This is a genomic window from Streptomyces iconiensis (genome assembly GCF_028657195.3).
In the GTDB taxonomy this organism is placed as follows: domain Bacteria; phylum Actinomycetota; class Actinomycetes; order Streptomycetales; family Streptomycetaceae; genus Streptomyces; species Streptomyces iconiensis.
The window spans coordinates 58,873-80,528 of the sequence record NZ_JANCPR020000043.1 but is presented as its reverse complement, the minus strand read 5'-3'; the positions used below and the strand labels follow the sequence as shown (position 1 = coordinate 80,528).

The window sequence follows — 21,656 nt, the reverse complement described above, 5'->3', positions numbered from 1 at the left end:
CCTCGAACGGGGCTCGTCCGGGTGCGGGTGCGCGGGGAGGGGGTGGGTCTGTGTGTGCCTTGCGGGCTGCAGACCGTTGTGGCTTGTCGCGCAGTTCCTCGCGCCCCTGAGGGCGGGGGTGCCCGCCCCTTGCCTGGACCGGACGAGCCCCGTTCGAGGGGTGGGGTTAGCCTGGAGGAACGGTGCATCTGAGTGCGCCGGGCGGCGGAGGGGCCTGCCGTACCCGAACCGCGGTGTCGTGCCGCCAACGGTCCCTGCTTGCGAGAGTGTGCGCCCGTGTCCGGGCGCCCGGCGAGTAGGAGAAAGTGTGCAACGGCTTCCAGGGCCCCGCGAGACCGATGACCGCGAGGCCGATGAACCCATGGACCCGGATCTCGGCGTGGCCTTCGCCCCGGGTCCTTCCCCCAGCCTTCGGCCGGAAGGTGCCCCCAACCCGCATGCCTGGCGCGGGCAGTCGCCCGTCATCGGCGTCGTGGCCGTCGGCGGGGTACTCGGCGCCTGTGCCCGCTATGGCGCCTCCCTCGTGTGGCCCACCCCGCCAGGCGGCTTCCCGTGGACGACCCTGTGGGTGAACGTCACCGGATGCGCCGTCATCGGCGTGTTCCTCGTCCTCGTCACCGAGGCGTGGGCGGCGCACCGCCTCGTACGGCCGTTCTTCGGCACCGGTGTGCTCGGCGGCTTCACCACGTTCTCGACGTACGCGGTCGACATCCAGCGCCTGCTGGACACGGGCCGGATCGCAATCGGCCTGGCCTACCTCGGGCTGACCCTGCTGGCAGCGCTGGCAGCCGTATGGACCGCGGCCGTACTGACCCGGCGCGCGCTCGCCTGGAGGTCACGATGACGAGGCCGCACGGAAACGCTCTGCGCCTGACGGTGTTCCTCGGCGAGAGTGACCAGCACGGGCACAGGCCCGCCTGCACGGAGATCGTCCACAGGGCCCACGAGGCCGGTCTCGCGGGTGCCAGCGTCTTCCGGGGCGTCGAGGGCTTCGGCGCCTCCTCCCTGATCCACTCCGCGCGGCTGCTCTCCCTCAGCGAGGACCTGCCCGTCGCCGTGGTGATCGTTGACACCGAGGAGCGCGTCCGTGCCTTCCTGCCGCGCATCGACGAACTGACGCGGGAGGCTCTGGTGGTCCTCGACGAGGTCGAAGTCCTGCGCCCCATGGGCGGTACGGAGCAGGAGGACGCCGCGTGAGCTGGGTATTCGTCATCGCAGGCGCCGCCGTCGGCGCCCCTCTGCGCTATGTCACCGACCGCGCGGTGCAGTCCCGGCACGACTCCGTCTTCCCCTGGGGCACGTTCCTCGTCAACGTCGCCGGCTGCCTGATCCTGGGTGCCGTGACGGGCGCGGCGCTGGCCGGAGCGGCCTCCTCACAGCTCCAGTTCCTGCTCGGAACCGGCCTGTGCGGCGCCCTGAGCACGTACTCCACTTTCTCCTACGAGACGATGCGCCTCGCCGAGGAGGGCACCAAGTTCTACGCCCTCGTCAACGTCGCCGCGAGCATCGTCGCCGGCCTGGGCGCCGCCTACGCCGGAGTCGTGCTGGCGCAGGCGGTGTGGGGGGCCTAGCCGACGACGGCAACCCTGGCGCGACCGTGGAACGGGGACCGGGAGGCCACCCGAATGGCCCCCGTTCGCTCGCCCCCTCCGGACGCGCGGCGCCACTCTCGGAGGCAGCGACCGGGAGGTGGCCCATGCACGACAGCACGGACGAGAAGCTCGGGCCCGTAACGGACCACCAGGGGCACACCACGCCCGTGCCGGAGGACGAGACGGAGGTGTGGGTGTCCGGCGGAACGATGTTCGCCGGAGTCCTGCTCCTGGTGACCGGCGTGTTCGGGATGCTCACGGGGATCTCAGGCATCGCGACCGACGACGTGTACGGCGCCGTGGGCGAGGACTACATGTTCAAGTTCGACATCCACACCTGGGGCTGGGTCCACCTCGTACTCGGTGTGGTGGTGGCCCTGACCGGCATCGGCATCCTCCAGGGCATCGCCTGGGCCCGCATCACCGGCACCGTGATGGCCGTACTGGTGATGGTCGCGAACTTCATGTGGCTGCCGTACCAGCCGGTCTGGGCGGTCATCGCCATCGTCATCGCGCTCTTCGTCATCTGGTCCCTCACCACGAGCCTCAGCCGCACCGATCCGCGCTGAGGCGGGGGTTCGGCGTTGCGCGTAGCCTCTGCGCGTGATCCACCTCATCGGCGGCCCGCCCCATGTGGGCAAGGGTGCCGGTGTCTCCCCTCCCCCTACGAGGCGGCCCCCGGCCTGGGTACCTGCCCGAGCGCAGCCGCGCGAACTTCGCGGGGCTTGCGTGGCCGGACCGAAGGCGCCGGACCGAAAAGGCTGGACCGAAGGGGCCGGAGCGGGCCGCCGCGCTCGCGTCACCGCCGTACGTCAGCCGACGTTCACGCCGTACTCCTCGGCCAGCGCTGCGAGACCGTGGTCGTAGCCCTGCCCCACGGCACGGAAGCGCCACAGGGGTCCCCGGCGGTACAACTCGGCCAGCAGCAGGGTGCGTTCCGTCGTCGCCGCGTCCAGCGCCGCCTGCGCCAGCGGTCTGGCCCGGCCGCCGGGAGCGACGGTGACCTGTACGGCGCCGATGTCGCCGAAGGTGACCTCTTCCCCGTCGATGGCCGCTGCCACCACCACCCGGCGCGCCCCCGGCGGCAGTACCGCCAGATCGACCGTCAAGGTCTGCTCGGTCGGCCCGTCGGTGAGCAGCCGCACGCTGCCGTCCGGGCTCTCCGGAGCGCCGTAGAAGACGAAGTCCGCGTCGCAGGACACCTGTTCGTCGCCGTCCAGCACAAAGCCGACCAGATCCACCTCGCACGCCGTACGCTGCGCCCAACTGGCCCCCACCTGCCACACGACCCCCTGCCCCGGTCCGGCCGGCGGCAGGTCGAAGACGCCGCCCCGCGGCAACACCAGAGGCTCCCGCCGCGCCAGGACGGGCCGGACGGCGTGCGGGACGACGGGTGCGTCCAGCCACTCCGCCGCGTACGTGGGGATCTCCAGCGCGGCGATCCGCGCCATGCGGCGGTCGGTCTCGCCGTCGGTGAGTACGACGACGTCCGTCACGCTCGCTGACAGGTTGATCGCCGCTGCGCCGCCCAACTCCACTATCCGCGAACGCGCCCGGGCCGCCGCACCGTGTGTGCCGCCGACGACGAGCACGCGACGGGCCGCGAGCGGGCTGCCCCATACGGGGGCGGGGCCCTTCGCGGGAGCGGTTCCTGACGCGGGAGCGGTTCCCGAGTCCCGTACGGGGGCGGGGGCGGCCGGGACGCGTGGGGGTGCCGGTGCCGGAGCCGGTGCGGAAACCGGCGACTCGGCCCCCACGGGCTCGGGCCCCCTGGGCTCTGGGACGTCGGTCGGCTCGGGGACGCCAGTCGGCTCGGGGACGTCGGCCGGCTCGGGCACACCGGCCGGTACGGGTGTCGGCGGCGAGGGCGCCGCAGGAGCGGCGAGTGTGGAGGCGGGCGGAGAGGCGGTCGGGGTGCCGAGCGCAGCGGTGAGCGGGACGGCAGGTGGCGCGGCGGCGTTTTCGAGCGGGGCGCCCGGCCGCACGTCCTCAAGGAGTCGCAGCAGTGCGGCCTCGTCGATGACCGGCACGCCCTCGGCGCGGGCACGGCGGGCCTTCGCCGAACCTGCCGAACTGTCGTTGGTGACCAGCACGCTGGTGTGGCGGCTGACCGAGCCCACCACGTTGAGCCCCGCCGCGACACACCGCGCGACCAACTCCGCGCGGGACGTGGCCGTCGCGCCCGTGATCGCCACCTTCATGCCCTGCGCCAACGGGCCACCTGGCGCAAGCCGCCCCGGATTGCCGTACGCGCATGGCGTCTTCGGCGGCTGCGGCGCGAACGCCGGGTCCTGCCGGGGAGGGCACGACACAAAGGGCAACGGCAACCCGAGTCGCTCCGCCTCGTCGAGCGAGGCCCGCAACACCCCGGCCAGCACACGGGTGTCGTCCAGCGCGTCGTGCGCACGCGTCTGCGGTACGCCGTAGTACGCGGCCAACGTGCCCAGCCGCAGGTCCTCGGTCGGCGGATCGACCCGGCGGCTCAGCGCCAGCGTGCACAAGCGCCGGGCCACCGGCAGCCACGTGGAAGCGCGCGCGAACTCGTGCGCGAGGAAGTCGTAGTCGAACTGCGCGTTGTGCGCCACCAGTACGCGGCCCTCCAGCATCGCCGCGACCTGTCCGGCGACCTCCGCGAACGTTGGTGCCCCGCGCAGCCGTTCCGCCGTCAGTCCGTGCACCTCCACAGGCCCCGGGTCGACTCCGGCATTCAGTAACGTCGAGAACTCTCCGGTCCGCTCCCCGTCGGCCCCCACCGTGATCACAGCCAACGACAGCACCCGATCCTGCCGCGCCACCAGCCCCGACGTCTCCACGTCCACCAGCGCCCAGTCGTGCGCATACCCGGACGCGTCGGGAGAGGAACCGGACAGAACCGGTGCGGAGTTCGCTATGTCAGCGGGCGAGGCGGAGGAGGAGGTGAGGCGCATGCGGGCAAGGATGAGCCGACATCACCGCCACCTTCAAGCTGCTTCACTTATTACGGAGAATTGTCCGACATGTACCTGTTCCGGCTTCACTCGCGGCCGGTGAACCGCCTGACCTGGCCATGCACGACGGCTTTTCGCTCAGAGACTCCGGCCCACCGCCTGTGCGAACGCCCGCCACGCGGCGGGGGAGACCCGGAGCGCACTGACGCCGATGTCCTTGGAGTCCCGGACGAGGACCGCCGCCCCTGGCCGTACGGCGACCTCGACGCAGTTGTCACCGCCGCTGCCGCTGTGACTGCTCTTGTGCCACGTCCGCTCGGTGGTGAGTGGTTCGATGGCGACCTCTAGACAGTTGTCGCCCTGCCCACCGCTGTAGCTGCTCTTGTGCCAGTTCAGTTCAGCTTCCATGGCACTGCCCGCCTCCGCTTCACCCTGGCCGGGGCGGCCAGTTGGCGTGGTGCCGCCCCCAGCCAGGTGTGCGGGTCGGCACCTCACATGTTGCTACCTGCGGCGTGAGCCGTGAAGACCGCCCACGCGGTGGGGGAGACGGTGAGCGGGCTGATGCCGGTGTCCTTGGAGTCGCGTACGTGGACGGTGTCGGGTCGCATCGCGACCTCGACGCAGTTGTCGCCGCTACTGCCGCTGTAGCTGCTCTTGTGCCAGTCCAGTTCGGTGCTCATAGCGCTCCTCGCATCTGCTTCAGCAGGCTCACCGTTGCTCGATGATCCAGGGCCTGCGAGCGCATCTTGCCATAGCGCTGGAGCATGGAACTGACGACCTTGGGGTCGGTTAGCAGAGCGCTGCTCTCGTGACCTTCAAAGTAACCGATCCATTCGTTGGGCTGTGTCTCCGCCAAATACATCTGGCCATCTGCACCGACGTGATCCTCCAGTTGGAGCGGCATGAGCTGAATTTCCACATTGCGGCGCTGGCCTAGGTCTAGCAGGTGATCGATCACAGCCAGAGTGACTTCGCGGCCTCCCAGGCGCCGTTCCAGGAGGTACTGCTCGATGATGAAGCTGAAGGCGGTGTTCGGCCTTTCGGTCAGGACCCTCTGGCGTTCCAGCCGGGCGGCCACCTGCTCGTCGATCTGCGCCTCCGTGAGCGGCGGAAGTCGCCTCTCCGACAGCGCGCGAACGTACTGTTCGGGCTGCAACAGTCCAGGAATCGCCCGGCACTCGTACGCGCACAGCGTGATCGCTACTTCCTCGATGCCAGCCCACTCATGGAACCAGGAAGCGAGGCCCGCCTTCCGCTTCAAGCTGCGGGCGGCGGCTTTGAGGATCTTCGCGGCGAGGGGGCCGAGAGGCTGTTCCGCGCGATCGGGGAGGTCGCGGGGAGGGAACCGCTTGCCCTGTTCGATCTTTGCGATGTACGGGGGAGAGAAGCGAACGAGCGGGCCGAACTGCTCCTGGGTGAGGTTCGCTTCGTCGCGTAGGGCTTTGAGGACGGCCCCGTAGGTCTTGAGGCTGTCGGAGAGTTCGGGTTCGCTGGGCTTGTTGCCCTGGTGGTCGGACGTCATCGGCGTGTGCCTTCCGTGCAGGTGCCGTTCCCCGCTCAACGGACCCATGTTCACTGGGAGTTACGCACCCGGTCCAGAGCGCGAGCTGGTACAGCTCGATCTGTATGGGTGCCGTACCTGGGAAAGCCCGGCGACCAGCCGAAACGCTGAGCCGCATGCAAGCACCCGGGGCCCAACTGCCCGTAACCGTGAGTGTGTTCGTCCAACGGTTCTCCGCCACGCGGCGTGGCGCGCGGCTCGCACGTCGGCTGGCCGCGTACCAACTGAACGTCTGGGGCGTGGCGTACGACGACCCGCTCTCGGAAGCGGTGACGCTGATCGTGGCCGAACTGAGCGCCAACGCAGTGCTGCACGGGCACGTGCCGGGCCGGGACTTCGAGCTGCGACTCTCGCGTGAACGGGGAACGGGGCTCGTACGCGTCGAGGTCTCCGACACCCACCCCGCACTGCCGGTGCGGCGTCCCCGGGTTGCCGGAGCGAGCCCGGAAGCGGGCTCTGCTGCGGAGGTCGAAGCGGAGGCGGGCGCGGGCGCGGACACGGAAGCCGGTACGGAGGCCGAAGCGCAGGTGGGCGTGGAGGCCGACGCGGAGGTGTACGCCGAGGTGGACGCTGAAGCGGATGGGGGTCGTGGGCTGGTCCTGGTCGAGGCGCTGGCGTCCCGGTGGGACGTGAGCGAACGGTCGGGGCCCGGCAAGACCGTGTGGGCCGAGGTGGACCCGTCGGGTGCAGCGGCGAGGTGAAGTCGCGGGGCGGAGCGGCGAGGTGAAGTCGCGGGGCGGAGCGGCGAGGTGATGCCGCGAAGCGAAGTCGGGGGCATAGCCGCAAGGTGACCCGGCGAGATGCCCTGGAAGGCGAGGCGGCAGGGCGACCCGGCGAGGTGAGCCGGAAGGCGAGGCGGCAGGGCGACCCGGCGAGGTGAGCCGGAAGGCGAGGCGGCAGGGCGACCCGGCGAGGTGACTCGGGAGGCGAGGCCGCGAGACGGGGCCCGGCGGTGGAAGCGGAACGCGGGCGCGTCTCTCGGACGCGCATGTCACGTGCGGACGCACGTTCCGTCACGGCCCCGTACGCAGTGTCTTTGCCCACGGACAGGTGTCAGGCGCGTGTGCAATCATCCCGATGATTCATCCGTTGTCGGCGCGGGTGGAATGGGGGAGTACACATGTCGTTGCGCGATCTTGTACGAGATGAGACGGCCGCCCGGATGTCACCGGCGGAGCGTCTCGCGGCTTCGCGTTCGGTGCGGCTCTACTTTCAACAACCGGAATCGCCCGGCTTCTTGGTCTCGGAGACCGAGGAGGGGCCCGTAGTACCGGTCTTCACCTCCTTCGCCGGGCTCGCGCTGTTCGCGGGCGAGTGTGCGTGGGCGTCCACGACCGTCGCCGACCTGGTGGAACTGCTGCCCGAAGGCGTACGCGCGCTCGTGGACCCGCTGGGTCCCCGCGCGTTCCTGCTGGACGCCGAAGCGCTGCGGGCCGCCGGGGGCGCGGAGGACGGTGCGGGTGCGGACGGTGGCGCGGACGCTCGGGGCGGCGCGGACACTTCGGTGGGGTCGGAGTGACGAGCAAGGACGCGGAGGACGCGGGGCCCAACGACGGGGGCGGGGGCGGGGGCGGTCCGAAACCGGGTGACGGGTACAAGGTCGAGATCGCCTCCGTGAAGAAGGTGCTGAAGCCGCTGGAGGAGTCCGTCGTCGCGGCCCGCAAGATCAAGGACGACTGGAAGCCGATGGCCGAGCACATCCGGAACGCGGCCACGATCGACATCGTGACCTCTGCCGAGAAGGTGCTCGAAAGCTGGGGCTTCGGCATGGGGCGTCTCGCGGAGCACACGGACACGGTGGTGGAGACGCTCAGGCAGGTCATCGCCGCCTACATGCTGGCCGACCTGCTGGCCATCAAGAACTTCTCACCGACCGCCGACAACATGGCCAAGCTGCCCTTCGGCGAGAACGGCATGAAGGCGTGGGACAAGGGCTTCAGGCCCGAGTTCGACCCGCCGCCGCAGATCTACCAAGAGCCCTGGCTCGATGACAACGGCGGCTCCGGCACCGGTGAGCTGCCCACCAATCCGCGCAAGCTCTACGACGGTGGCTGGGTCACCGACGGCGGGAAGGCACCGATCGCATGACTTCTCGTGACGCGACAGAGGGCGGCACAGTCGAGCGGATTCCGCCGCACGCCAAGCCCAGCGATGTCATCTACGGCAAGCCCTCGGACATCGACGACCTGGTCGTCAAGCTCCGTGCGTATGCAGGTGCGTTCAAGGAAGGGCACACCCAACTCGACGTCCTTGAGTGGATGGACTGGACGGGTGCCGGTTCGCGCAGCTTCAAGGACGCGACGAAGAAGCTTCCCAAGGAACTGGAGTCCGCGCAGACGCACTTCAAGTCCGCCGCGAACGCCCTGGAGGACTACGCGGACAAGCTCCGTTCCGTGCACAAGCGTCTCAAACCGCTGATCGAGGACGCGGACGAGGCGCGGGCGATGTCCAAGAGCTATTGGAAGCGGGTCAAGGCGTACAACGCGGCGTATGACCGCGGGGACGACCCGCTGCCCGAACGGCCTCCGGAGAACGACCCGGGCGTCGCCGCGATGGAAGCGTGCCACGGCCGCCTGGACAAACTGGAGGAAGAGCTGGACGGCGTCGTGACCGCGGCGAAGACCAAGCTCGACAACGCCAGCAAGAAGGCCCCCGACGCGCCGGCCGGCCAACCCCGCTGGAAGAAGTGGGGCAACGACTTCCTCGGTGGCATGGGCGACACCGGGCTGAGCATGCTCAAGCAGTTCGAGTACATGGTCGAGGACGGGCCCCGTGGCGCCGGCCTCCAGCTGGCGGGCATGGCGGACGGTGTCGCATACGCCGCCGAGAACCCGAAAGAGTTCGCCAAAGCGGTCACCAACTGGGAGGAGTGGCAGCGCAACCCCGCCCGCGCGGCAGGCCAGCTCACCCCCGAACTGCTGCTTGCCCTCGCCACCGGCGGCTCGGGCGCTCTGAGGCGCGGCGGTTCGGCGGCGAAGGACGCGGCGCAGCGGCTGGCGAGCCGCGAGCGGGGTCTGCGCAGGGACGGCAGCGCGCGCGGTCGTACGGACGAGGACCCGGACCGTAACAACACCCCCAACAACGACCGGTCCACCACCGGTGAGCCCATCGACGTCGCCACGGGCGAGATGGTCATGTCCGACACCGATGTGTCCCTGCCCGGCGCGCTGCCCCTGGTCCTGGAGCGGCACTACGTCTCCGGGCATCCGTGCGGCGGCTGGTTCGGCGCCACATGGGCGGGCACGCTCGATCAGCGTCTGGAGATCGACGACAGCGGCGTCGTCTATGTCACGGACGACGGCATGATCCTCACCTACCCGGTGCCGCAACCCGACGTGCCCACGCTGCCGGCCTCGGGCCCGCGCTGGCCGCTGAGCTGGGACGGCAAGCCGGACGGTACGTTCACGGTCACCGTCCCCGAGCAGAACCGCACCCTTCACTTCGCGCCTCACCCGGCCGGCGGCCCTGAACTGGCCCTCAAGGCGATCACCGGCCGCACCGGCGAGGGCGACCGTGTCACGTTCGTCTACGACGCGCACGGCACCCCGACGGAGATCACCCACTCCGGCGGCTACCGCATCGCCGTCGACACCCACCCCGACCTGCACCGCGTCACCGGGCTCCGCCTCCTGCACGGCGAAGGTGACGCACGCTCCACGGCTCTCGTCTCCTACACCTACGACAAGGCGGGGGACCTGACCGAGGTCCTCAACTCCACCGGCAGACCGCTGCGTTACCGCTACGACGACGAGCACCGCATCACCTCGTGGACCGACCGCAACGGCACGTCGTACGGCTACGTCTACGACCACAGGGGCCGCGTCCTGCGCGGTATCGGCCCCGGCGGCATCCTCTCCGGCCGCATGCACTACGACCCCGCGTCCCGCACCAACCGCTACACCGACTCGCTCGGCCACACCACCACATACGTGTGCAACGACGCGTACAAGGTCATCGCCGAGACCGATCCGCTCGGCCACACCACCCGCACCGAGTGGGACGAGACCAACCGCCTCCGGCTCGCCGTCACCGACCCCTCGGGGCACACGACGCGCTACAGGTACGACGACGAGGAACACCTCATCGCCGTCGAACACCCCGACGGCACCGTCACCGAAGCCGTACGCGACGGCTGGGGCCTTCCCCTGGAGATACGCGGGCCGGGCGGCGCGGTGTGGCGGTACACCTACGACGACCGGGGCAACCGCACCTCCGCGCGTGACCCGGACGGTGCGACGACGTGCTACGAGTACGGCGCGTCGGGCCATCTGGCCGCGCTCACCGACCCGTTGGGCCACACCACCCGCATCACCACCGACGCTGCCGGCCTCCCGGTCGCCCTCACCGACCCACTCGGGCACACCACCCACGCCCGCCGGGGCCCGCACGGCCGCGTCACCGCCGTCACCGACCCCCTGGGCAACACCACCCGCAACGGCTGGACCATCGAGGGCAAGCCCGCCTGGCGCGAACACCCCGACGGCACCCGCGAGGAGTGGAAGTGGGACTGCGAGGGCAACCTCGCCCTCCGCACCGACGAGGCCGGAAACACCACCCGCTACACCCACACCCACTTCGATCTCCCCGCCACCCGCACCGACCCGGACGGCGCGCACTACGCCTTCACCTACGACACCGAGCTGCGCCTGACCACCGTCACCAACCCGCAGGGCCGCGAGTGGCGTTACGTCTACGACGCCGCGGGCCGACTCACCGCCGAGACCGACTTCAACGGCGCCACCCGTACATACGCACTCGACGCCGCCGGCCGTCTCGTGTCCCGGACGAACGCGCTGGACGAGACGGTGCGCTACGAGCGGGACGCCGCGGGCCGTGTGCTCACCCAGCACGACGAGTCGGCGGACGAGGTCACGACATACGCCTACGACGCCGCCGGAGCGCTCGTCCGCGCGGAGAACCCGGCCTCGCTGCTCACGCTGGAGCGGGACGCGAGGGGCCGCGTCCTGGCCGAGACGGTCAACGGGCGCACGGTGTCGTACGCGTACGACGCGGCGGACCGCTGCGTACGCCGCACCACACCAGCGGGCCACACCTCCACCTGGGCGTACGACGCGGCGGGCCGGCCCACCGCGCTCACCACAGGGGGCAGCACCCTCACCTTCGCGCACGACGCGGCGGGGCGTGAGACCACGCGCGCGGTCGGGGACGTCACCCTCACCCAGGTCTGGGACACCCGCAACCGGCTGACCACCCAGGCCGTCACCTCCTCCCACGACCTGCTGCAGCACCGCACATACGCGCACAGGCCCGACGGCTACGTCACGGAGATCCGCGAACTCACCAGCGGGACGCGGCAGTTCACGCTCGACCCGGTCGGCCGCGTCACCTCTGTCCAGGCCCACGGCTGGACGGAGACCTACGCCTACGACGCGGCCGGCAATCAGACCCACGCCACGGCGCCGGGTCACCCGGACGAGGGCGACCGCGAGTTCACCGGCACCCTCGTCCGGCACGCGGGCCGCACCACCTACGAGCACGACGCGGCCGGCCGACTCGTGCGCCGGACCCGCAAGCCCTCAACGGCCAGTCGCGGACCTGGACCTACACCTGGAACGCGGAAGACCGCCTGGTGCGGGCCACGACGCCGCGTGGCGAAGAGTGGACGTACACCTACGACCCCCTCGGCCGCCGCACATCCAAGACCGGGCCCGACGGCGAACCTCTCCTCTTCACCTGGGACGGCACCCGCCTCGCCGAACAGGCCACCTCCGACGGCACGTCGACCACCTGGGACCACGCGCCGGGCACCCACCGCCCGCTGGCCCAGGCCGACCGCGACCCCCTGGTCAAGGAACCCCGCTTCCACGCGATCGTCACCGACCAGACCGGGACCCCGGCCGAACTGCTCTCCCCGGACGGAAAAGTCACCTGGCAACACCGCACTACGCACTGGGGCACCCCCCTTCCCGCTCCCACCGGCACCGCATACTGTCCCCTCCGCTTCGCAGGCCAGTACGCCGACGCCGAGACCGGCCTGCACTACAACTACTTCCGCTATTACGACCCCTCAGCGGCCCGTTATGTGACAGCGGACCCCCTCGGGCTCGTACCGTCGCCCAACCAGCACGCCTACGTGCGCAACCCGCTGACCTGGGCGGACGAACTCGGCCTCTACAGCTGCCCGCAGGCGGACAAGGGCCAGAAAGACCCCTCAAGCCAGTCAGGAGACGTGGGAGTCGTCGCCGACACGATCGCCGCGCACGCGACCCAGCGCTCGATCCCCGGAGTCGACCCCCTCGATGTCGCCGAGCATCTGGAGGACGTGATGCGCGGCAGCCAGGGCCACCGTCTGCGCGACGGAGGCGGCGGGGTCCCCCGCTGGGCCTGGTGGGACGATGCGACGGGCACCATGATCATCCGTGAGGGAGACAACGGGACCTTCATGCAGCCCGGCCGCGGGTACGACTACTTCATGGACCAGCTGAAGGAGTAAGGCACCGAATGCCCCACCACGCCGCATGGCCACAGACGGAACGCGCCTTCGCCTCGCTCACCGGGAGCGAGGCCGAGGCGGTGCGGGAGCGGGACGACAGACGGCTTCAGCTGGAGAAGAGCCGCGTCGCCCCACACATCGCGGAGAAGATGAAGGAGCCCACCCACTCCGTGTTCCGGATGATGAAGGAGTGGGAGCTGATGGTGGAGGCCGTCGCCCGGGAAGGGGACGTGGAACCCCGCCCTCTCCTGGACGACTACCTGTTCGCCTTGGACACCCGCGCCGGCCTGGAAGAAGCCCTCCACGACCTCGCCCCCCGGCCCCCTGGCCCCCTGGCCGAAACCCTCGAATCCCTGGACCAGCGCTTCCTCCACCACACCCTCCCGGACAACCCCACAGACGAAGCGACCCTCTCCCCCTGGCTCACCCCCATGGAAAGGCGCCCTCCCCTGTGGCTCTGGAACCGCCGGCCGCAGGTGAACCCCTGGTGACGACACGGCTCCTGGTGACGACCCGGCTCCGCGGATTCAGGACGGAGCCGGAGCCGGAGCCGTGAGGAGTGCGGTTGTCGTGGTGATGAGGTCGTCGACTATGAGGCGCGCGTGGGCGTCGTCCGTCTCCTGGTGTTCGTAGCGGCGTTCCAGGTCGGCCAGGACGCTGGTGACCAGGAGATGCATCTTGCGCAGGCGTTCGTCGAGGACCGGCTGCGGCAGGTGGGCGAGTGCGTGTGAGAGCAGTCGTACGGTGGCGCGGATGCCGCTGGTGGAGTCGTTGCCGAGGGTGTCCGTGTACATGTGGTCGCTGAGGACGTAGCGGTTGGTGAACCGCGCGTACCAGCTGCTGCCACGGTCGCGCTGAACGGACTCCGCCAGCGGCCGGACGTAGGCGGTCACCAAGGCGTGCGGGTCCTCTTCGAGGCCGGCGGTCCGGATGTCGTCGAGCAGGGCCAGGCGGCGCTGGTTCAGGGGCGCCAGACGGTAGGTGTACAGGGCCTTGATGAGTCCTTCCCTGCTGCCGAAGTTGTACTGCACGGCCGAGTTGTTGCGCTGCCCGGCCAGGGCGCCGATCTCACGCAGCGACGGGCCGTCGATGCCGTACTGGGCGAACAGCCGCTCGGCGGCGAGGAGGATTCTCAGCTGCGCACCGTTCTTGACGATCACGCGGGCATCTTAGGACGGCTTGTCCGAGGGTGGGGGCGCGCTGTTCGGTACCGCGTCCCACGCCTTCGCGGGTGGGGGTGCGCTGTTCGGTATCGCGTCCCACACCTTCGTGGGCGGGGGAGCCGCTGTTCGGTATCGCGTCCCACACCCGCGCGCCCACGCGCACGCCGTCCGATACCGCGCCGCCCCCGCCGCCCCGCCGACCCGCTTGTCCGCGTCGCTACGTGGCGGTGTTCTCGGCCGCTCCCAGGCGGTCGAGAGCGGCCTGGGAGCGGGTGATCGCGTCCCGGAAGATGCCTCTGGCCTGGAAGGAGGGCTCGGCCGCGTAGCGTCGTTCGAAGAGTTCGGACAGACAGCGGTGAGCGGTGGGGTTGTCCGGCTCGCCGAGTGCGGCCCATTCGGCGAGGTGGCAGGCCAGGGCGAGATCGGTGTCCGCGAGGCGGTACGCGCGGTCGACGAGAGTGCCCGCGCCGCCTGCCAGCGTGACCAGCTCCCTGGCCTGGTCGCCTGTGGCGGCGGGGAGGAGGTTCGCGGCCCTGCCGTCCCACCAGCCGCCGTACCGGCGGATGAGGTTGCGTACGACGAACTCCGGTCTGTCGTGGTACGGCTGGAGATACGGCTTGGCCGCCAGGTGTTCGGGGAGCTCCAGGCTCCGCACGATCTGTTCGTGTGTCCGCCCCGCGTTGAGTGCGGCGAGGGTGTGGTCGACGAGGTGCCGGATCAGTTCGGCCGCGTCGAGCCACCGTTCGCGGACAGCGGCGGCACCCGTCACCGGCATCCCGTGTCCCGGGATCATCGCCTCGGCGCCGGTGGCGGCCATCTCCTCCGCCGCGTCCGCCCACTCCTCGGCGTAACGCTGCACCTTCTGCGGGTTGCCCGCGTTGGGACACACGCCGAGCCACAGGTCACCCACGGCGAGCAGCTTCCTGCCCGGCATCCACGCCCACGTGGCGTCGTCCGTCTCGCCCTTGGCGTGCCGCAGGTGTATCTCCTCGCCGCCCACCCGTAGCGTCATGCGGTCGTCGTAGACGGTGTCGGGCCAGACGAAGTCGCGCTCACCAGTAGGCCACCACGTGGCGGGGCCGCCGGACTGCCGGGCATTCACTGAGGAGTTGAGGCCGGCGGTGCGCAAGTAGCGTTCAAAACGGGCGGGTACGTTCCGGTGCGCGAGCACACGGGGGCGGGAGCCGGTCTGCTCGACGGTCTCCTCCAGTAGCGGGCCGAGTCCGAGGGCATGGTCGATGTGGCCATGGGTGAACACCACGGTGTGCAGCGGCGCCGAGGTCACCGAGCGGACCAGGGCTCTCAGTTCCTCCCCCTGCTGTCGAAGGCCGGCGTCGATCAGGACCAGGCCCTCGTCGGTCTCGATCACCCCTACGTTGACGATCCCGGCGCACACCGACCACGCCCTGGGTGCGACCTCGATGGCCCGGCTTGCGGGTTCGGACCAGATGTCGAACAGCGCGCCCATGGTGGCGCGGGTCCTGTCCGGCGCTGTCGGGGGTACGGACGTTGCCGTCATTCCGCTCTCCACTCGTTCATGTCGACTCGTTCATGTCGGCGCTCCGATCGCTTACGTCGGACGGGCGTGCACCTGGGGCTGGAAGGCGGACGGAAGCTCCTCGCAAGCGTGGGGCCGAAGCTTCGTCGTGGCTCGCCGCGGGTATAAGTCGGAGTGTCTTATTCGGGTGTACAGCAGTCAAGCGGTGAGGTCGGGAAAAATGAATTCACAATGTCTCTTGTTTCGTTGACTCGGTCGCGCTAACTTCCGCGACATGGAAGGTCCGACCGTGACGACCCGGGTGCAATTGATCGCCACCGCCGAGCGGTTGTACCCGGGCAGGCGCTCGGCTCCGCCGAACGGTTCATGGCGGGGCCGGGTGACCCGACGGTCGTCCTCCTCACGGCTCCGTGCCGCGAGACAGCCCTCACCCTGACCGAATGCCAGGCCACCGAAGCGCGCACCCCGCGCCGACCGCGTCCCCGACCCCCTGCCCCCCGTATCCCTGTAGCCCGCGCATCAGATGTCCGGGAGACCGGCAACTCACCCCGAAATCCCGGCGAGAGTAAGCGAGTTACGCCGGAATTCCGGCGGTATCTCGTCCGGCGGCGATCCCTGACGGCGTTGATCTGGGACTGGGTTGACCCCGGATCAAGTTGACCCCGGATTACGTTTACCCGGGGTACGTTGACCCGGGTCACGTTGACCCTGCTTTACGTTCGACAAGGGCTCGGCTCCCGGTGGGAGCAGACCCGCAGCGCCGTGATTCCGGTGAACCGGAACGCCGGGAGACGCCGAGTCCCAGTCACCGGGAAACCTGCTTGACCGGAATCCCGGTGATCGGAATCCCGGTGATCGGAATCCCGGTGGCCGAAATCCCAGCGGTCGGGAATTCCAGCGTCTGGACGAAGTCCCGGTCACCGCACCAGCCCGAGCGCCCCGCGCGGACTCCGTGCTGCCCCCAGTACCACCGAGCCCGGGCCCGAGCGGGGGGACTCCGTGCTGCGAGCCGGGGGCCGTGCAGCGACCGCAACCGCAATCGAACGGAGGTGTTCGGTGCGTTCTGACAGAGACGGCTTGCCAGTTGCCCCCGAGGAGCCGGAGCCGGAGCCAGGTCGAGAGCTGGGTCGGGACCCGGGGCTGGATCCGGAGCGCGAGGAGGGCCGTTACTCCCGGGCCCGCCTCGTCGCCACACTCGTTGTCCTGGTCCTGTTCACCGAGACGGCGCCGCTCGAACTGAGCCTCGTCTACCCCGCCGTGCGTTCCATGGCGAGTGAATTCGGCCCCGACCACGTCGACAAGGCCGTCACCGCAGTCAACCTCGCCGCGGTCGTCTCCATCCCGCTCGTGGGCCGGCTCGCCGACCTGTACGGCAAGAAGCGGATGATGCTGTGCTGTGGCGGGTTGTTCGCCGTCGGCTCCCTCTTCTGCGCACTCGCGCCCACGCTCCCCGTACTGCTGCTCGGCCGCGTCTTCCAGGGCGCCGTGGGCGGCATTCTCGCGGTCGCTTACGCGCTGATCCGTGACGTGTTCCCCAGGCGTACGGTCCCGGTCGCGCTCGGCATCGTCTCCACCGGTATCGGCATCAGCGGCCTGGGCGCCCCCTTCCTCGGCGGGGCGCTGGTCGACGGATTCGGCTTCCGCGGGGTGTTCTGGTTCCTGCTGGCCCTCGTACTGGTGATGCTGCCGCTCGCTGCCCTGATCCTGCCGGAGTCACCGATCCGCCAGTGCCGCAGCCTCGATGCGCCCGGTGCGCTGCTTCTGGGCGCCGGCGCTGCCGTGCTCCTGGCCGGAGTCGGCGTGGGCGCGCGCGAAGGGTGGCTCTCCGGCCCCACGGTCGGCACGCTGGCGGGCGGCGCCGTGCTGCTCGCCGGCTTCGTGGCCCGCGAGCGCACCACTCCGGAGCCCGCCGTTGACCTGCGCGTCCTCGCGTCGCCCGCGCTGCGTACGCCCCTGATCGCGGCCTTCTTCGGGGTGTCGCTGATCGGAACGTTCGGCTATCTGCTGCCACAGGTGCTGCAAACCCCGCCGCACGGTGCGATTTCGTACGGCGTCGGACTGACGGCCTTCGCGACGGCCGGCTGGCTCTTCCCGCAGGGGCTCATGAGCATGCTGGGAGGGCCGCTCGGCGGGCTGCTCGCGCGCCGCCACAGTCCCAGGCTCGGTCTGATGGCCGCGCTGGTCCTGCTCTCGTCAGCGCTGCTCCTCTCCCCACGCGACTCCCGCACGAACGCTGGCAGTTGCTGACACTGACGGCGATGGCGGGGCTCGGCATGGGCCTGTTCTTCGTCTCCGTGGTGAACCTCGTCAACGACGCCGTCCCCGCACACCAGAGCGGCGCTGGCAACGGCCTGCTGGCCGTCTGCACCCAACTCGGGGCAGCCACCGGCGTGGCGGTGCTCAGTTCGGTACTCAAAGGCCACACGCTCCACGCGCCGGGAGGCGGCTGCGCAACGGCTGGCCGCGCAGCTACTGGCAGCGCAGCCGCCGAGCGCGCAACTACTGGTAGCGCCACAGACGCGGGCGCCACGACCGACAGCGCGACCCCGGTGACCGCCTTCGCGAGCGCCGGTCCCGCGAGCGCCGCCGCCGCGACCGGTCCCGCGAGCGCCGCCGTCGTGGACGAACGGCCGGTGTTCGACAACGGCGTATCGGCCGCCCCCGTACGTGAGTTGAGCCCCACCGGCCACTTCGCGCCGAGTGCACCGTACGAATCGTTCGGGCTCGCCCCGTGCAGTCCGACCATCGGGGCCGAGGTGTCCGGGGTTGACCTTGCCCGGCCCCTCACCGAGGAACTGCGCGCGGAACTCCACCGCTCGCTACTGGAGTGGAAGGTGCTCTTCTTCCGCGACCAGCACTTCACCGCCGAACAGCACCGCGCCATGGCCCGCTGGTGGGGCACGCCCGAGGTGCACCCCTTCCTCCCGAAGGCCGAGGTGCCCGAAGTGGTGCGTCTCGCCCGTGGTGCGGACTCGCCCGCCGTGGAGAACGTCTGGCACTCCGACGCGTCCTTCGAGGCCACCCCGCCCATGGGCTCCCTCCTGCGCGCCGTACAGGTGCCCGCCGTGGGCGGTGACACGCTGTGGGCCGACATGGCGGCGGCCTACGACGGTCTGTCCGCAGAGATGAAGACGCGCCTGGAGGGCCTGCGCGCGGTGCACGGCTTCACCCGGACCTTCGGCAAGGGACTCGGCCCGGAGGAACTGGCCCGCCAGCAGCGGAAGTTCCCCGCCGTCGCGCACCCGGTGGTCCGCACCCACCCGGAGACCGGCCGCAAGCTGCTCTACGTCAACCGGATCTTCACGCACCACATCGACGGCATGCCACGGGAGGAGAGCGACGAACTGCTGCGGTTCCTCTGCGACCAGGCCCGCCACCCCGAATACCAGTGCCGTCTGCGCTGGCAGCCCGGCACCCTCGCGTTCTGGGACAACCGCGCCACCCAGCACTACGCCAGCGCCGACTACTACCCGCACGCACGCCTTATGGAACGCGTCACCGTCCTCGGAGACCGCCCGGCCTGACCGCCCGTGCCGGACTGCCCGGCCTGACCGCCCATGTTTGACCGTCCGTGCCGGACTGCCCGGGCCGAACTGCCCGTCCTCGGCGGGGCGTTGCCACGCGGCGGTGCGCGACTGTGCGCGGCATTGCTACGTACCCGGGGGCACCCCCGCCGACCCGGCGCGGAAGCGCCATTCGAGCCGGTAGCGGGCGTGCAGGGGTGGCGTGGCGACCGACCAGTAGAAGACACGGGTGCCCTCGTCGGCCAGGCCGCCTCCCATGAGGTCGTCGCGGTGGCGCGGCGCCGTACGCAGCGGGATCCGCCGGGCGCCGGTGCAGGTCTCCGTGCCCCACAACACCGGATCGAGGACACGGGGGAAGGTGAGCCGCACTTCCAGCCGCTTGGTCGGCAACCGTACGGCGCGCTGGAACCAGTGGCCCCACTGCTGATCGCTCACGCGGTAGCCGTACTCGATCCACACGGATTCACCGGGGTGGAGCGGGAAACGGCCGTGTGCGTTCTCGAACAGCAGCCACACCTCCTTGAACGCCTCGCGGTCGTGCCGCGCCTCCAGCCGCATGGGCTCGTCCGCACAGCGCGCGGCCAGTTCCAGGCCGGCCCAGGTGAGCGGGTGCCGGCGATAGTGCGCGTGGGACCGCTCGGGCCTGCCGGGGTAGCGGTCGACGCTGATACGGATGAGGTAGCGGGCGATGGGTTCGGCGCCGACGTTGCGCAGCAGGCGTCGGGTCGTGATCCGGTATCCGGTGCCGTCGTAGTCGAGGCGTGCCGCGTCATGTTCGACCACGAGCGCGGAGCCTGTGGCGTACGGCTGCTCCACCGGACGCGCAAGGGACACCTCGCCGGGCGCGCGTTCCGCCCCGCCCTCCTCCCCGTGCGCCGGCCTGTACGGGGGCTCGGTTCCGGGCGCGTACGGCGGCTCGGTTCCGGACGCGGGCTCGGCCCGGGACCCGTACCCCGGCCCCGACACCAGCCCCGACTCCGACACCGGCCCCGACTCCGACACCGGCCCTGGCCCCGACACCAGCCCCGACTCCGACACCGGCCCCGACTCCGACACCGGCCCCGACTCCGACACCGGCCCTGGCCCCGACACCGGCCCTGGCTCCGATGCCAGTTCCGCCCCCGACCCCGGCTCGGGCCCCTGCTCACGGACCGCCCCACATCCGCGTCCGCATGCCTGCCCGTACACGCTTCCGCACGCCTGCACGTACTCGCGTCCGCGCCGTTCGATCGCACCGCCCGCGTTCAGCGCGCTGTCGGCGCGGCGGGCGAAGTCCTCGCTGGGTCCGTGGCGTCCGGACTCCACGTGACTGACATAGGAGGACGTATAGCCCAGCTCCTTGGCGAGGGCCTTCTTGGAGAGGCCCCGCACCTCACGCCAGTAGGCGACCTCGGCAGCGAACGCCTCGGTGGCCTGTTCGATGGTGAGGGTGCTGCTGGTGCCACTGCTCATGGTTCGTTCCGTCCGGCCGCCGGATGACTGTGCTGGGAGCGAACCGCGCGGCGCCCCTGTACGGGCTCGCCGAACGGCTCTGCCACTGGTGTGGTTCCCCCGGGCCCGTACTCCACAACGCATAGCGCCGCGTGTCCTGTTCGGCCGCAGCGGCGTGCCCCGCGCCCGTGCGGCGCACGACACGGCGCGAGCCCCGCGGACGCCCCCTGAGCCTCAACCGGCCGACGGGGCAGGCCCACCGACCGACGGGGCAGGCCCCACGTGCCGGCCCGTCAGCTGCCCGGAAAAAAGTCCCCGGCCCCGTGAACTTATCCGCAGCACCCGCCATCGAACTCTGTGTACGGCCCGATAGCGGGGACGCGAGGAGCAAGGGGGTTACGGAAGCCATGGCACAGCACGAGGAGACGACGACCTGGCGCCGCGACCAGGGGAGCACCACCGGCGCGGTACCTGTCCCGGCCCTGCGCCGTTCCGGCCGCCCGGCGCGCGTGGCGGCAGCCGCCGCCGCTGTACTGGCCGCGGGCGCGCTGATGGCCGGCTGCGGCGACAAGGACAGCAGCGCCTCGCCGCCCCAGAAGGCCGAGGGTGGCGCGGCACCAGCGGGCTCCTCGCAGAGCGACCACAGCGGCCACAGCGATCACGGCAGCGGAAGCGGCAGCGAGCACGGAGACAAGGGCGCCAAGGGCGGCACCGGGGGTGCGGGAGACGGCGGTACGGGCGGCAACGGCCAGGAGGGGGCCGGGAACACCGGTGGCTCGGGGGACTCAGGCTCGGCCTCGGCCGGCGGCGCCAAGGGGGAGGCGACCAGCGTCAAGGGCGGCAGCAGCAGCCAGGCGGGCCAGGCCGGTGGCCAGTACGGCTCCGGCAAGCCCGGCGCCTGCACGTCCTCGGACCTGAAGGGAACGATCGGCCCGAACCACCCGGGTGCGGGACAGGAGAACTTCGCTCTCGTCTTCACCAACGACTCCGGCAGCACATGCTCGGTGCGTGGCTTCCCGGGGTTCGCCTTCCTCAACTCCGACGGTGACCAGGTCTCGGTGAACCCCGAGCGCAACGGGGGGAGTGCGCGGACCGTCACGCTCCCTCCCGGCAAGAGCGCCTGGGCTCCGCTGTCCTTCAGCAACCCGCAGATGACCGGCGTACCGACCGTCACCCCGGACACGGCGCTGCTCACGCCGCCCGACCAGCGGGCCTCGATCCGCGTCGACTGGAACGGCGGCCCCGTGACCGCCACCGGCAAGGCATCGGTGCCGAAGATCGGCACGCTGTCCCCCGGTACCGGCGGCGCCTGACGGGCCACGCGAGTTCGGTGGGCCGCCGAAAGGGACCGGCGGCCCGCCGTCCGACCGGCGGGGCCCCGGAAGCCCGTGCGGTTCCTCCGCGACGCTGATGACCAGCGCGCACCGGCATGACCGAACGATCCGGCCGGAACGCGCCCACCGTCGCCGGGAACACCCGGGGCCCCGCCGACCTTCCATAGGAACG

18 protein-coding genes and 1 pseudogene are annotated in these 21,656 nt (G+C 70.7%); 12 read left to right on the top strand and 7 right to left on the bottom strand.

Annotation, left to right across the window (positions count from 1 at the left end; all coding sequences use genetic code 11):
* The first annotated feature begins 361 nt into the window (after positions 1-361).
* The 4 genes from crcB (NMN56_RS32820) (at position 362) to NMN56_RS32805 (ending at position 2,161) form a co-directional block, all read left to right on the top strand.
* Entirely contained in the window at positions 362-844 is a 483-nt protein-coding gene (gene crcB / locus NMN56_RS32820) for a fluoride efflux transporter CrcB (protein ID WP_430542772.1), read from the top strand.
* The gene (locus NMN56_RS32815; protein ID WP_274043890.1) at positions 841-1,197 is read left to right on the top strand and encodes a DUF190 domain-containing protein; all 357 of its coding nucleotides are present in this window, start codon (positions 841-843) and stop codon (positions 1,195-1,197) included. Before crcB (NMN56_RS32820) ends, NMN56_RS32815 begins: the two co-directional genes overlap by 4 nt.
* Positions 1,194-1,571: a fluoride efflux transporter CrcB gene (gene crcB / locus NMN56_RS32810; RefSeq protein WP_274043891.1), complete on the top strand. Its 378-nt coding sequence runs from the start codon at positions 1,194-1,196 to the stop codon at positions 1,569-1,571. The genes NMN56_RS32815 and crcB (NMN56_RS32810) overlap by 4 nt, the downstream gene beginning before the upstream one ends.
* A gap of 125 nt (positions 1,572-1,696) precedes the next feature.
* Positions 1,697-2,161: a DUF7144 family membrane protein gene (locus NMN56_RS32805; RefSeq protein ID WP_274043892.1), complete on the top strand. Its 465-nt coding sequence runs from the start codon at positions 1,697-1,699 to the stop codon at positions 2,159-2,161.
* 243 nt (positions 2,162-2,404) lie between these two features.
* Here NMN56_RS32805 and NMN56_RS32800 read toward each other — a convergent pair whose 3' ends face one another.
* The 4 genes from NMN56_RS32800 to NMN56_RS32785 form a co-directional block, all read right to left on the bottom strand.
* A complete protein-coding gene (locus NMN56_RS32800) occupies positions 2,405-4,519 on the bottom strand; it encodes a TerD family protein (protein WP_274043893.1) in 2,115 nt (704 codons plus the stop codon).
* Between the two features lie 138 nt (positions 4,520-4,657).
* On the bottom strand, positions 4,658-4,927 hold the full coding sequence (locus NMN56_RS32795; protein WP_274043894.1) for a DUF397 domain-containing protein: 270 nt from the start codon (positions 4,925-4,927) through the stop codon (positions 4,658-4,660).
* 83 nt (positions 4,928-5,010) lie between these two features.
* Complete coding sequence (locus tag NMN56_RS32790) at positions 5,011-5,199, bottom strand: DUF397 domain-containing protein (protein WP_274043895.1); 189 nt, start codon at positions 5,197-5,199, stop codon at positions 5,011-5,013.
* Positions 5,196-6,041, bottom strand: a complete 846-nt coding sequence (locus NMN56_RS32785) for a helix-turn-helix domain-containing protein (protein WP_274043896.1) — start codon at positions 6,039-6,041, stop codon at positions 5,196-5,198. Before NMN56_RS32785 ends, NMN56_RS32790 begins: the two co-directional genes overlap by 4 nt.
* 194 nt (positions 6,042-6,235) lie before the next feature.
* Between NMN56_RS32785 and NMN56_RS32780 the strand changes: the two genes are divergently transcribed.
* The 5 genes and pseudogenes from NMN56_RS32780 (at position 6,236) to NMN56_RS32760 (ending at position 13,025) form a co-directional block, all read left to right on the top strand.
* Positions 6,236-6,781, top strand: coding sequence for an ATP-binding protein (locus NMN56_RS32780; protein WP_430542771.1), 546 nt, complete (start codon positions 6,236-6,238; stop codon positions 6,779-6,781).
* Between the two features lie 419 nt (positions 6,782-7,200).
* Complete coding sequence (locus tag NMN56_RS32775) at positions 7,201-7,599, top strand: SseB family protein (protein ID WP_274043897.1); 399 nt, start codon at positions 7,201-7,203, stop codon at positions 7,597-7,599.
* A complete protein-coding gene (locus NMN56_RS32770; RefSeq protein ID WP_274043898.1) occupies positions 7,596-8,168 on the top strand; it encodes a hypothetical protein in 573 nt (190 codons plus the stop codon). The genes NMN56_RS32775 and NMN56_RS32770 overlap by 4 nt, the downstream gene beginning before the upstream one ends.
* A pseudogene (locus tag NMN56_RS32765) lies at positions 8,165-12,228 on the top strand (putative T7SS-secreted protein); the annotation flags it as partial. The gene NMN56_RS32770 and the pseudogene NMN56_RS32765, both read left to right, overlap by 4 nt.
* Before the next feature lie 314 nt (positions 12,229-12,542).
* Positions 12,543-13,025 carry a hypothetical protein gene (locus NMN56_RS32760; protein ID WP_274043899.1) on the top strand — a complete coding sequence of 161 codons (483 nt, stop codon included), beginning with the start codon at positions 12,543-12,545 and terminating at the stop codon, positions 13,023-13,025.
* A gap of 36 nt (positions 13,026-13,061) precedes the next feature.
* Here NMN56_RS32760 and NMN56_RS32755 read toward each other — a convergent pair whose 3' ends face one another.
* Together NMN56_RS32755 and NMN56_RS32750 are read right to left on the bottom strand one after the other, a co-directional pair.
* Entirely contained in the window at positions 13,062-13,694 is a 633-nt protein-coding gene (locus NMN56_RS32755) for a TetR/AcrR family transcriptional regulator (protein ID WP_274043900.1), read from the bottom strand.
* Positions 13,695-13,914: 220 nt separating this feature from the next.
* Positions 13,915-15,216, bottom strand: a complete 1,302-nt coding sequence (locus tag NMN56_RS32750) for an alkyl sulfatase dimerization domain-containing protein (RefSeq protein ID WP_274043901.1) — start codon at positions 15,214-15,216, stop codon at positions 13,915-13,917.
* 1,056 nt (positions 15,217-16,272) lie between these two features.
* Between NMN56_RS32750 and NMN56_RS32745 the strand changes: the two genes are divergently transcribed.
* Positions 16,273-17,442 (top strand): MFS transporter, encoded by a 1,170-nt coding sequence (locus NMN56_RS32745; protein ID WP_280842787.1) that lies wholly within the window; start codon positions 16,273-16,275, stop codon positions 17,440-17,442.
* Complete coding sequence (locus tag NMN56_RS32740; protein ID WP_274043903.1) at positions 17,436-18,719, top strand: TauD/TfdA family dioxygenase; 1,284 nt, start codon at positions 17,436-17,438, stop codon at positions 18,717-18,719. The genes NMN56_RS32745 and NMN56_RS32740 overlap by 7 nt, the downstream gene beginning before the upstream one ends.
* A 126-nt stretch (positions 18,720-18,845) precedes the next feature.
* Here the strand turns inward: NMN56_RS32740 and NMN56_RS32735 are convergent, their stop codons facing one another.
* On the bottom strand, positions 18,846-20,171 hold the full coding sequence (locus NMN56_RS32735; protein WP_274043904.1) for a helix-turn-helix domain-containing protein: 1,326 nt from the start codon (positions 20,169-20,171) through the stop codon (positions 18,846-18,848).
* Positions 20,172-20,557: 386 nt separating this feature from the next.
* Here NMN56_RS32735 and NMN56_RS32730 point away from each other — a divergent pair, with 386 nt between their 5' ends.
* Complete coding sequence (locus NMN56_RS32730) at positions 20,558-21,463, top strand: DUF4232 domain-containing protein (protein ID WP_274043905.1); 906 nt, start codon at positions 20,558-20,560, stop codon at positions 21,461-21,463.
* The last annotated feature ends 193 nt before the right edge of the window (positions 21,464-21,656 follow it).

Bases quoted from the DNA above. Each gene is read 5' to 3' on its own strand.
- NMN56_RS32790 (WP_274043895.1), bottom strand. From the start codon at position 5,199: ATGAGCACCGAACTGGACTGGCACAAGAGCAGCTACAGCGGCAGTAGC.
- NMN56_RS32805 (WP_274043892.1), top strand. From the start codon at position 1,697: ATGCACGACAGCACGGACGAGAAGCTCGGGCCCGTAACGGACCACCAG.
- NMN56_RS32800 (WP_274043893.1), bottom strand. From the start codon at position 4,519: ATGCGCCTCACCTCCTCCTCCGCCTCGCCCGCTGACATAGCGAACTCC.
- NMN56_RS32735 (WP_274043904.1), bottom strand. From the start codon at position 20,171: ATGAGCAGTGGCACCAGCAGCACCCTCACCATCGAACAGGCCACCGAG.
- NMN56_RS32760 (WP_274043899.1), top strand. From the start codon at position 12,543: ATGCCCCACCACGCCGCATGGCCACAGACGGAACGCGCCTTCGCCTCG.
- NMN56_RS32785 (WP_274043896.1), bottom strand. From the start codon at position 6,041: ATGACGTCCGACCACCAGGGCAACAAGCCCAGCGAACCCGAACTCTCC.
- NMN56_RS32775 (WP_274043897.1), top strand. From the start codon at position 7,201: ATGTCGTTGCGCGATCTTGTACGAGATGAGACGGCCGCCCGGATGTCA.
- NMN56_RS32730 (WP_274043905.1), top strand. From the start codon at position 20,558: ATGGCACAGCACGAGGAGACGACGACCTGGCGCCGCGACCAGGGGAGC.
- NMN56_RS32795 (WP_274043894.1), bottom strand. From the start codon at position 4,927: ATGGAAGCTGAACTGAACTGGCACAAGAGCAGCTACAGCGGTGGGCAG.
- crcB (WP_430542772.1), top strand. From the start codon at position 362: ATGGACCCGGATCTCGGCGTGGCCTTCGCCCCGGGTCCTTCCCCCAGC.
- NMN56_RS32815 (WP_274043890.1), top strand. From the start codon at position 841: ATGACGAGGCCGCACGGAAACGCTCTGCGCCTGACGGTGTTCCTCGGC.
- NMN56_RS32750 (WP_274043901.1), bottom strand. From the start codon at position 15,216: ATGACGGCAACGTCCGTACCCCCGACAGCGCCGGACAGGACCCGCGCC.